The organism is Streptococcus sp. 2741 (assembly GCF_013276315.1).
Taxonomy (GTDB): Bacteria; Bacillota; Bacilli; order Lactobacillales; family Streptococcaceae; genus Streptococcus; species Streptococcus pseudopneumoniae.
In genome coordinates, this window is sequence record NZ_VMKU01000113.1 from 1 (window position 1) to 11404 (window position 11404).

Annotated in this window: 12 protein-coding genes; all 12 read left to right on the top strand. The window is 41.0% G+C overall.

Going from position 1 to position 11404, the window contains the following annotated elements; all coding sequences use genetic code 11:
* Window positions 1-113: 113 nt before the first annotated feature.
* The 12 genes from trpX to HT671_RS09520 all read left to right on the top strand — a co-directional run bounded on the left by trpX (window position 114) and on the right by HT671_RS09520 (window position 10554).
* Complete coding sequence (gene trpX, locus HT671_RS09465) at window positions 114-1118, top strand: tryptophan ABC transporter substrate-binding protein (RefSeq protein ID WP_138703414.1); 1005 nt, start codon at window positions 114-116, stop codon at window positions 1116-1118.
* Between the two features lie 68 nt (window positions 1119-1186).
* Window positions 1187-2053, top strand: coding sequence for an ABC transporter permease (locus tag HT671_RS09470; RefSeq protein ID WP_050207529.1), 867 nt, complete (start codon window positions 1187-1189; stop codon window positions 2051-2053).
* Window positions 2050-2808 (top strand): ABC transporter ATP-binding protein, encoded by a 759-nt coding sequence (locus HT671_RS09475; RefSeq protein WP_023935887.1) that lies wholly within the window; start codon window positions 2050-2052, stop codon window positions 2806-2808. The genes HT671_RS09470 and HT671_RS09475 overlap by 4 nt, the downstream gene beginning before the upstream one ends.
* A gap of 89 nt (window positions 2809-2897) precedes the next feature.
* Complete coding sequence (gene dnaG, locus HT671_RS09480) at window positions 2898-4658, top strand: DNA primase (protein ID WP_138702338.1); 1761 nt, start codon at window positions 2898-2900, stop codon at window positions 4656-4658.
* A gap of 2 nt (window positions 4659-4660) precedes the next feature.
* Entirely contained in the window at window positions 4661-5770 is a 1110-nt protein-coding gene (gene rpoD, locus HT671_RS09485; RefSeq protein WP_000201900.1) for an RNA polymerase sigma factor RpoD, read from the top strand.
* A 14-nt stretch (window positions 5771-5784) separates the two neighbouring features.
* Complete coding sequence (locus HT671_RS09490; protein ID WP_000331925.1) at window positions 5785-6114, top strand: metal-sulfur cluster assembly factor; 330 nt, start codon at window positions 5785-5787, stop codon at window positions 6112-6114.
* A 115-nt stretch (window positions 6115-6229) separates the two neighbouring features.
* Window positions 6230-7273, top strand: a complete 1044-nt coding sequence (cpoA, locus tag HT671_RS09495; RefSeq protein WP_240153280.1) for an alpha-galactosylglucosyldiacylglycerol synthase — start codon at window positions 6230-6232, stop codon at window positions 7271-7273.
* 15 nt (window positions 7274-7288) lie between these two features.
* Complete coding sequence (locus HT671_RS09500) at window positions 7289-8614, top strand: glycosyltransferase family 4 protein (protein WP_054388341.1); 1326 nt, start codon at window positions 7289-7291, stop codon at window positions 8612-8614.
* A gap of 29 nt (window positions 8615-8643) precedes the next feature.
* Entirely contained in the window at window positions 8644-8820 is a 177-nt protein-coding gene (locus HT671_RS09505; RefSeq protein ID WP_031233512.1) for a PspC domain-containing protein, read from the top strand.
* A gap of 58 nt (window positions 8821-8878) precedes the next feature.
* Window positions 8879-9013: a DUF4044 domain-containing protein gene (locus HT671_RS09510; protein ID WP_000863852.1), complete on the top strand. Its 135-nt coding sequence runs from the start codon at window positions 8879-8881 to the stop codon at window positions 9011-9013.
* Between the two features lie 62 nt (window positions 9014-9075).
* Window positions 9076-10386, top strand: a complete 1311-nt coding sequence (gene obgE / locus HT671_RS09515; RefSeq protein WP_054388343.1) for a GTPase ObgE — start codon at window positions 9076-9078, stop codon at window positions 10384-10386.
* Window positions 10387-10395: 9 nt separating this feature from the next.
* Window positions 10396-10554, top strand: coding sequence for a hypothetical protein (locus tag HT671_RS09520; RefSeq protein ID WP_007284777.1), 159 nt, complete (start codon window positions 10396-10398; stop codon window positions 10552-10554).
* The last annotated feature ends 850 nt before the right edge of the window (window positions 10555-11404 follow it).

The window sequence follows — 11404 nt, forward strand, 5'->3', positions numbered from 1 at the left end:
GACGAAGTCAGTAACCATAGCTACGGCAAGGTGAAGCTGACGTGGTTTGAAGAGATTTTCGAAGAGTATTAGATAAGTGAAGTATTTTAAAGGAATTAAAAAGGAGAAATAAAATGAAAAATAAACGTTTAATTGGAATTATCGCTGCATTAGCAGTCTTAGTAGCAGGAAGCTTGATTTATTCTTCAATGAATAAATCAGAAGCTCAGAATAATAAGGATGAGAAGAAAATAGCCAAGATTGGTGTGCTTCAATTTGTGAGCCATCCCTCTCTTGACTTGATTTATAAAGGGATTCAAGCTGGACTTGCAGAAGAAGGTTATAAAGATGACCAGTTGAAAATCGACTTTATGAACTCAGAAGGTGACCAAAGTAAGGTTGCGACAATGAGTAAACAATTGGTTGCAAATGGCAATGACCTTGTGGTTGGTATCGCAACACCAGCTGCTCAAGGTTTGGCTAGTGCAACAAAAGACCTACCAGTTATCATGGCCGCTATTACAGACCCAATTGGTGCTAACTTGGTCAAAGATTTGAAAAAACCAGGTGGCAACATTACAGGGGTATCTGACCACAATCCAGCTCAACAACAAGTTGAACTCATCAAGGCTCTGACACCGAATGTGAAAACAATCGGAGCTCTTTACTCAAGTAGCGAAGACAATTCAAAAACACAGGTCGAAGAATTTAAGGCTTATGCTGAAAAAGCAGGTCTGACAGTGGAAACATTTGCAGTTCCTTCAACAAATGAAATTGCCTCAACTGTCACTGTTATGACTAGCAAGGTAGATGCTATTTGGGTTCCAATTGATAACACCATTGCATCAGGATTTCCAACGGTTGTCTCTAGCAATCAAAGTTCTAAGAAACCAATTTATCCAAGTGCGACAGCTATGGTAGAAGTAGGTGGTTTGGCATCAGTTGTAGTTGACCAACATGACCTTGGTGTGGCAACTGGAAAAATGATTGCGCAAGTCTTGAAAGGTGCAAAACCAGTCGATACCCCAGTCAATGTCTTTTCAACTGGTAAGTCAGTCATCAATAAAAAAATAGCACAAGAACTAGGTGTTACGATTCCTGAGTCTGTTCTCAAAGAAGCAGGACAAGTCATCGAATAAATAAGGTAGGGAGGAGGAGACTCTTCCCATTTTTTAAAAAGATGAATATAGAAAGGATTAAATAAAATATGATTGTTTCCATTATTTCTCAAGGATTTGTCTGGGCTATTCTAGGTCTGGGAATCTTTATGACATTTAGGATTTTGAACTTTCCAGATATGACGACAGAAGGTTCCTTCCCTCTTGGGGGAGCTGTTGCTGTCACTCTGATAACCAAAGGCGTGAACCCTTTTTTAGCGACACTGCTTGCTGTAGGAGCAGGTTGTTTAGCTGGAATGGTAGCAGGACTTCTTTATACAAAAGGGAAGATTCCAACCTTGCTCTCAGGGATTTTGGTGATGACTTCCTGTCACTCTATCATGCTCTTGATTATGGGACGTGCAAATTTAGGCTTGCTTGGAACCAAGCAAATTCAGGATGCCTTGCCTTTTGATTCAGACTTGAATCAACTTTTGACAGGTCTTATCTTTGTGAGTCTTGTCATTGCTCTCATGCTCTTTTTCTTGGACACCAAACTCGGACAAGCCTATATTGCTACAGGTGACAATCCTGATATGGCTAGAAGTTTCGGGATTCATACTGGGCGCATGGAGCTGATGGGCTTGGTCTTATCAAATGGTGTGATTGCCCTTGCAGGTGCCCTCATTGCCCAGCAAGAAGGTTATGCTGATGTATCTCGAGGAATTGGTGTCATCGTTGTGGGGCTTGCAAGTTTGATTATTGGAGAAGTTATTTTCAAGAGTTTGAGCTTGGCAGAGCGTTTGGTTACTATCGTTGTCGGTTCTATCGCCTATCAATTCTTAGTATGGGCAGTTATCGCGCTTGGCTTTAATACAAGTTACCTTCGTTTGTATAGCGCCGTGATTTTGGCAGTCTGCCTCATGATTCCAACATTTAAGCAAACAATCTTGAAAGGAGCCAAATTAAGCAAATGACAGCAATTGTAGAATTAAAAAATGCAACCAAAGTCGTTAAAAATGGCTTTGATGAAGAAAAGATTATTTTAAATGATGTTTCCTTAGAAATTTTTGAACAGGATTTCATCACGATTTTAGGTGGAAATGGTGCTGGGAAATCAACTCTCTTTAACACTATTGCAGGAACCTTATCACTAACCAGTGGAACTATCCGTATTTTGGGCGAAGATGTTACCAAGTTTTCACCAGAGAAGCGGGCTAAGTATCTGTCTCGAGTCTTCCAAGATCCCAAGATGGGGACAGCTCCTCGTATGACAGTAGCTGAAAATCTTTTGATTGCCAAGTTTCGTGGTGAAAAACGTGGACTGTTTCCGAGACGTCTTGCTAGCTATAAGGATGAGTTTCAGGCAACTATTGAAAAAGTAGGAAATGGTCTTGAGAAACACTTGAATACACCGATTGAGTTCTTATCAGGTGGGCAAAGACAGGCCTTGAGTCTCTTGATGGCAACCTTGAAGCGACCTGAATTACTCTTGTTAGACGAGCATACTGCAGCCCTTGATCCAAAGACAAGTGTCGCCTTGATGGAATTGACGGATGAATTTGTCAAGAAAGACCAGCTGACAGCCCTTATGATTACCCACCATATGGAAGATGCTTTCAAATATGGTAATCGTCTGATTGTCATGAAAGAAGGACGGATTATCCAAGATTTGAACCAAGAAGAAAAAGCAAAAATGAAAATCTCTGATTATTATCAGCTCTTTGAATAAAGTAAGGAAAATGAGTGAAATGGTTTACTTTTTTTCTGAAATAAAGTATACTATATAAAGTAAACTATGATAACATGGAGGTATTGTGTATGGTTGACAAACAAGTCATTGAAGAAATCAAAAACAATGCCAACATTGTGGAAGTCATAGGAGATGTGATTTCTTTACAAAAGGCAGGACGGAACTATCTAGGGCTCTGTCCTTTTCATGGTGAAAAAACACCTTCTTTCAACGTTGTAGAGGATAAGCAGTTTTACCACTGTTTTGGTTGTGGCCGATCTGGTGATGTCTTTAAGTTCATAGAGGAGTACCAAGGGGTTCCCTTTATAGAGGCTGTCCAAATCTTAGGTCAGCGTGTCGGTATAGAGGTGGAAAAACCGCTTTATAGTGAGCAGAGGCCAGCCTCGCCTCACCAAGCTCTTTATGATATGCACGAAGATGCTGCCAAATTTTACCATGCTATTCTCATGACAACTACGATGGGTGAAGAGGCCAGAAACTACCTTTATCAGCGTGGTTTGACAGATGAAGTGCTCAAGCATTTTCGGATTGGTTTAGCACCTCCAGAACGAAACTATCTCTATCAACGTTTGGCTGGTCAGTATCGTGAAGAGGATTTCTTGGATTCGGGACTATTTTACCTCTCAGATGCCAATCAATTTGTAGATACCTTTCACAATCGTATCATGTTTCCCCTGACAAATGACCAAGGAAAGGTCATTGCCTTTTCAGGTCGTATCTGGCAGAAAACGGATTCACAAACTTCTAAGTATAAAAATAGCCGATCGACTGCAATTTTTAACAAAAGTTACGAATTATATCATATGGATAGGGCAAAAAAATCTTCTGGAAAAGCCAGTGAGATTTACCTGATGGAAGGGTTCATGGATGTCATTGCAGCTTATCGGTCTGGAATCGAAAACGCTGTCGCATCTATGGGAACGGCCTTGAGTCGTGAGCATGTTGAGCATCTGAAAAGGTTAACCAAGAAGTTGGTTCTTGTTTACGATGGCGATAAGGCTGGGCAAGCTGCGACATTGAAAGCACTGGATGAAATTGATGAGATTCCTGTGCAGATCGTCAGCATGCCTGATAACTTGGATCCAGATGAGTATCTACAAAAAAATGGCCCAGAAGACTTGGCCTATCTATTAACGAAAACTCGTATTAGTCCGATTGAGTTTTACATTCACCAGTATAAACCTGAAAATAGTGAAAATCTGCAGGCTCAGATTGAATTTATTGAAAAAATAGCTCCCTTGATTGTTCAAGAAAAATCCATCACTGCTCAAAACAGCTATATTCATATTTTAGCTGACAGTCTGGCGTCCTTTGATTATGCCCAGATTGAGCAGATTGTTAATGAGAGTCGTCAGGCGCAAAGGCAGAATCGCATGGAAGGAATTTCCAGACCGACGCAAATCACTATGCCTGTCACCAAGCAGTTATCAGCTATTATGAGAGCAGAAGCCCATCTACTCTATCGGATGATGGAATCCCCTCTTGTTTTGAACGATTACCGTTTGCGAGAAGACTTTGCATTTGATACACCTGAATTTCAGGTCTTATATGACTTGCTTGGTCAGTATGGCAATCTTCCTCCAGAAGTTTTAGCAGAACAGACAGAGGAAGTTGAAAGAGCTTGCTACCAAGTCTTAGCTCAGGATTTGCCTGCTGAGATGTCACCGCAGGAACTTAGTGAAGTAGAAATGACTCGAAACAAGGCTCTCTTGAATCAGGACAATATGAGAATCAAAAAGAAGGTGCAGGAAGCTAGCCATGTAGGAGATACAGATATAGCCCTAGAAGAATTGGAACGTTTAATTTCACAAAAGAGAAGAATGGAGTAATAATGGCAACAAAACAAAAAGAAGTAACAACATTTGACGTACAAGTAGCAGAATTTATCCGTAATCATAAGCAAAAAGGGACAGCAACAGACGATGAAATCAATGCAAGTCTGGTTATTCCTTTTACCTTGGACGCTGATGGGATTGAAGATCTCTTGCAACGGATTCAGGATGCAGGAATTTCGATCACAGATAACGAAGGAAATCCAAGTGCGCGTGTTCTTAGCAATGAAGAAGAACCAGAACTCAGCGATGAGGACTTGATTGGTTCAACTTCGGCTAAGGTCAATGACCCTGTCCGTATGTACTTGAAAGAAATCGGGGTCGTTCCTCTCTTGACCAATGAAGAGGAAAAAGAGTTGGCACTGGCTGTTGAAGCTGGTGATATCGAAGCCAAACAACGTCTTGCGGAAGCCAACCTTCGTTTGGTTGTTTCTATTGCCAAACGCTATGTTGGACGCGGTATGCAGTTCCTTGACTTGATTCAAGAAGGGAATATGGGCTTGATGAAAGCTGTTGACAAGTTTGACTATTCTAAAGGGTTCAAGTTTTCAACTTACGCAACTTGGTGGATTCGTCAGGCTATTACTCGTGCTATTGCGGATCAAGCTCGTACCATCCGTATCCCAGTCCACATGGTTGAAACGATTAACAAACTGGTTCGTGAACAGCGGAATCTCCTTCAAGAATTGGGACAAGATCCAACACCAGAACAAATTGCTGAACGTATGGATATGACACCTGATAAGGTTCGTGAAATCTTGAAGATTGCCCAAGAACCGGTATCCCTTGAAACTCCAATCGGTGAAGAGGATGATAGCCACCTTGGGGACTTTATCGAAGATGAAGTGATTGAAAATCCAGTGGACTATACAACTCGTATTGTCTTGCGTGAGCAGTTGGATGAAGTCTTAGATACTCTTACAGACCGTGAAGAAAATGTTCTACGTCTGCGTTTCGGACTAGACGATGGAAAAATGCGTACCCTTGAAGATGTGGGTAAAGTATTTAACGTAACCCGTGAGCGTATCCGTCAGATTGAAGCAAAGGCTTTGAGAAAACTACGCCAACCAAGTCGTAGCAAACCGCTTCGTGATTTTATTGAAGACTAAGAGTGAGGATGAATATGGCTTATACAGAAGAGCAAATTGAAAATATCAAAACACGAATTTTATCAGCCTTGGAAGAAGTCATCGACCCTGAGTTGGGAATCGATATTGTCAATCTTGGTTTGATCTATGAGATTCGTTTTGACGGCGACACAGGGCAAACAGAGATTGATATGACGTTGACAACTATGGGTTGTCCCTTGGCAGACCTTTTGACGGATCAGATTTATGATGCCATGACAGAGGTGCCAGAAGTAACGGATACTGAGGTTAAATTAGTTTGGTATCCAGCCTGGACTGTTGAAAAAATGAGTCGCTATGCCCGCATTGCCCTAGGCATTAAGTAAACATATAAAAGCATGTGAGAGATTATTGGAAGAGCGAGGAAATTTCCCCCTCTTTTCCTCTAGTCTCTCCTTTCTTTTGCTGATTTTATTCAAAGAAAATGATATAATAGTAGTTATGGAAAAAAAGAAATTACGCATCAATATGTTGAGTTCAAGTGAGAAAGTAGCAGGACAAGGAGTTTCAGGTGCCTACCGTGAATTAGTTCGTCTTCTTCACCGTGATGCCAAGAACCAATTGATTGTTATTGAAAATCTTCCAATAGAGGCAGATGTGACTCACTTTCATACGATTGATTTCCCCTATTATTTATCAACCTTCCAAAAGAAACGCTCAGGGAGAAAAATTGGCTATGTGCATTTCTTGCCTGATACACTTGAGGGGAGTTTGAAGATTCCATTTTTCTTAAAGGGAATTGTCAAACGCTATGTATTTTCTTTTTACAACCGGATGGAGCACTTGGTTGTGGTCAATCCTATGTTCATTGAGGATTTGGTGGCAGCTGGTATTCCACGTGAAAAAGTGACTTATATTCCTAACTTTGTCAACAAGGAAAAATGGCATCCTCTACCACAGGAAGAGGTAGTCAGACTGCGTACAGAGCTAGGTCTTAGTGACAGCCAGTTTATCGTAGTAGGTGCTGGGCAAGTTCAGAAACGTAAAGGGATTGATGATTTTATCCGTCTGGCTGAGGAATTGCCTCAGATTACCTTTATCTGGGCCGGTGGTTTCTCTTTTGGTGGTATGACAGATGGTTATGAACGCTACAAGAAAATCATGGAGAATCCCCCTAAAAATTTGATTTTTCCAGGTATTGTATCGCCAGAGCGGATGCGCGAATTGTATGCCCTAGCGAATCTTTTCTTGTTGCCTAGTTACAATGAGCTCTTTCCGATGACGATTTTAGAGGCTGCCAGTTGTGAAGCTCCTATTATGTTACGTGATTTGGATCTTTATAAGGTGATTTTAGAGGGAAATTATCGGGCGACAGCAGATAGAGAAGAGATGAAAGAGGCTATTTTGGAATATCAAGCAAATCCTGTTGCCTTAAAAGACCTCAAAGAAAAGGCTAAGAATATTTCCAGAGAATATTCAGAAGAGCATCTGTTACAAATCTGGTTGGACTTTTATGAGAAACAAGCCGCTTTAGGGAGAAAGTAAAAAGTGAGGTAATCTATGCGAATTGGTTTATTTACAGATACCTATTTTCCTCAGGTTTCTGGTGTTGCGACCAGTATTCGAACCTTGAAAACAGAACTTGAAAAGCAGGGGCATGCTGTTTTTATCTTTACGACGACAGATAAGGATGTCAATCGTTATGAAGATTGGCAAATCATCCGCATTCCAAGTGTTCCTTTCTTTGCTTTTAAAGATCGTCGCTTTGCCTATCGAGGCTTCAGCAAGGCACTTGAAATTGCTAAACAATATCAACTGGATATTATCCATACTCAGACAGAATTTTCTCTTGGTTTGTTGGGGATTTGGATTGCGCGTGAATTGAAGATTCCAGTCATCCATACCTATCACACCCAGTACGAAGACTATGTGCATTATATTGCCAAGGGGATGTTGATTCGTCCTAGCATGGTCAAGTATCTGGTTAGAGGTTTTTTGCATGATGTGGATGGGGTGATTTGCCCGAGTGAGATTGTCCATGATTTGCTATCTGACTATAAGGTTAAGGTTGAAAAACGTGTCATTCCAACTGGGATTGAATTAGCCAAGTTTGAGCGTCCGGAAATCAAGCAGGAAAATTTGAAAGAACTACGTAGTAAACTAGGGATTCAAGATGATGACCAGATGTTGCTGAGTCTTTCCAGAATTTCCTATGAAAAAAATATTCAAGCAGTACTAGTAGCCTTTGCAGAAGTTCTGAAAGAAGAAGACAAGGTTAAACTGGTAGTTGCTGGGGATGGCCCTTATCTGGATGACCTCAAAGAGCAAGCTCAGAACCTAGAGATTCAAGACTCAGTCATCTTTACAGGGATGATTGCTCCTAGTGAGACAGCGCTCTACTATAAGGCGGCGGATTTCTTCATCTCGGCATCGACAAGTGAGACCCAAGGTTTGACCTACTTGGAAAGCTTAGCTAGTGGGACGCCTGTCATTGCTCACGGAAATCCTTATCTGGACAATCTCATCAATGACAAAATGTTTGGTACCTTGTATTACGGTGAACATGATTTGGCTGGAGCTATTCTGGAGGCCCTGATTGCAACACCAGACATGAATGAGCATACCTTATCAACGAAATTATACGAGATTTCAGCTGAGAACTTTGGAAAACGAGTGCATGAATTTTATTTGGATGCCATTATTTCAAATAATTTCCAGAAAGATTTAGCTAAAGATGATACGGTCAGTCAGCGAATCTTTAAGACAGTTTTGTATCTTCCGCAACAGGTGGTTGCTGTACCGGTAAAAGGATCAAGACGAATGCTAAAGGCATCAAAAACACAGCTGATTAGCATGAGAGATTATTGGAAAGACCGTGAAGAATAGAAAGAGGACAAGCTATGAATAAACGATTAATGAGAAGTGGTCGTGACAAAAAGATTGCTGGTGTTTGTGCCGGGGTGGCCCATTATCTAGATATGGATCCAACTATTGTTCGAATCATTTGGGGTGTCCTTGCTTGCTGTTACGGAGCTGGAATTGTAGCTTATATCATTTTATGGATTATTGCACCAGTAGCAACTGACTATTGAAAACTAGCTGAATTCATGCTAAGATAATAGAAAATAGAATGTAACGAAGGAGATAAAAATGGCATTTGGAGATAATGGAAAACGTAAAAAAACGATGTTTGAGAAATTAACCTTGCTTATCGTGCTTATCATGTTAGTAGCAAGTATTTTGGGTATTTTTGCAACTGCAATTGGTGCCCTCAGTAATCTATAAAAAGATTCAAGAAAATTTTGTGACTGGGATTTCCCAGCCCTTTTTTAAAGTGAGAAGAAAAAATGAGTATGTTTTTAGATACAGCCAAGATTAAGGTCAAGGCTGGTAATGGTGGTGATGGCATGGTTGCCTTTCGCCGTGAAAAATATGTCCCTAATGGCGGTCCTTGGGGTGGTGATGGTGGACGTGGAGGTAATGTGGTTTTCGTTGTAGACGAAGGACTACGTACCCTCATGGATTTCCGCTACAATCGTCATTTCAAGGCTGATTCTGGTGAAAAAGGAATGACCAAAGGAATGCATGGACGTGGTGCTGAGGACCTTATAGTTCGAGTACCACAAGGTACGACTGTTCGTGATGCAGAGACTGGCAAGGTCTTGACAGATTTGATTGAACATGGACAAGAATTTATCGTTGCCCACGGAGGTCGTGGTGGTCGTGGAAATATCCGCTTTGCAACACCAAAAAATCCTGCACCTGAAATCTCTGAAAATGGGGAACCAGGTCAGGAACGTGAGTTACAATTGGAACTAAAAATCTTGGCAGATGTTGGTTTAGTAGGATTCCCATCTGTAGGGAAATCAACACTTTTAAGTGTTATCACATCGGCTAAACCTAAAATTGGTGCCTACCACTTTACGACCATTGTGCCAAATCTAGGTATGGTTCGCACCCAATCAGGTGAATCCTTTGCAGTAGCCGATTTGCCAGGTTTGATTGAAGGGGCTAGTCAAGGTGTTGGTTTGGGAACTCAGTTCCTCCGTCACATTGAGCGTACCCGTGTCATCCTTCATATTATTGATATGTCAGCTAGCGAAGGACGTGATCCTTATGAGGATTATCTTGCCATTAACAAGGAGTTAGAGTCATACAATCTTCGTCTCATGGAGCGTCCACAGATTATTGTAGCTAACAAAATGGACATGCCTGAGAGTCAAGAAAATCTTAAAGAATTTAAGAAAAAATTGGCTGAAAACTACGATGAATTTGAAGAGTTACCAGCTATCTTCCCAATATCTGGTTTGACCAAGCAAGGTCTGGCTACGCTTTTGGATGCTACAGCTGAATTGTTAGACAAGACACCAGAATTCTTGCTTTACGACGAGTCCGATATGGAAGAAGAAGCTTACTATGGATTTGACGAGGAAGAGAAAGCCTTTGAAATTAGCCGTGATGACGATGCGACATGGGTACTTTCCGGTGAAAAACTGATGAAACTCTTTAATATGACCAACTTTGATCGTGACGAATCAGTCATGAAATTTGCCCGTCAATTACGTGGTATGGGGGTTGATGAAGCCCTTCGTGCGCGTGGTGCTAAGGATGGGGATTTGGTCCGCATTGGTAAATTTGAATTTGAATTTGTAGACTAGGAGACTAGTATGGGAGATAAACCGATATCTTTCCGAGATGCGGATGGCAATTTTGTTTCCGCCGCAGATGTTTGGAATGAAAAGAAATTGGAAGAACTATTTAATCGTCTCAATCCAAATCGTGCTCTGAGATTGGCACGAACTAAAAAAGACAATCCATCTCAGTAAAGAAGCTAAAAAATCCCGTGCCTCATCAGACACGGGATTTTGTGGTACAACGGGCATGTATAGCAAACTGAATCTGGAATAGCACAGGATATCTTCTAAAATATTGTTATCAATTGATTTGAATTTTAAAATTAAATTGTTTGATTCTTATTTCACTTTGTTATAGTATATCTGATGTCAAAGTTCTCGGCGAGTCAAATAGCGATTCCCAAGCCTGACTATCGTGAGGTAGCGGGTTAAAACGGTCTGGGGATAGACCGTTTTAAGTCTGTCGCTGGAAATAAGAATCGTCAGAGGAAGGGATAGCGAAATCGTGGCTCTACGAACAGGAACGTGATAGTAAGGTGTATATAGTGGATAAGGGGGCTCAGAACTCTAAATTCCAAAAAGGTAGTACATAAAGCACGAGAGTAATTGAATTCGTACTAAGATTTCCTATTTTCACTGTAACCTTTTAACGTCCTCATATCTTGTATAAACGAGGATAGATGTACGACTTATCCCGTGAGGTCTATCACTATAAAGAGAAAACGACAGATAGAAGTGATCCTGAGTCACGGTTATCTTTAAAATAGATTGTCTGATAGGATGCTAGCCTGAAAACGTCTTGTTCATGAAATATAGGACGGTATGTATAAAACGCTTCTGTGAACTGAGAGAAGGGGGAGAAGTTCTTTCTAAAGTTTAGTTGAACAGCCGTATTCCGATACTTAGATAAGGGAGCTAGTCTTAGCTCCTACTCGATTTCAGGGGACAAAAAAGGGGTAATAGCGCTTCGAGAAAGATTATACTCAAAATCTCTTCAAACCACGTCAGCGTCGCCTTGCCGTATATATATGTTACTGACTTC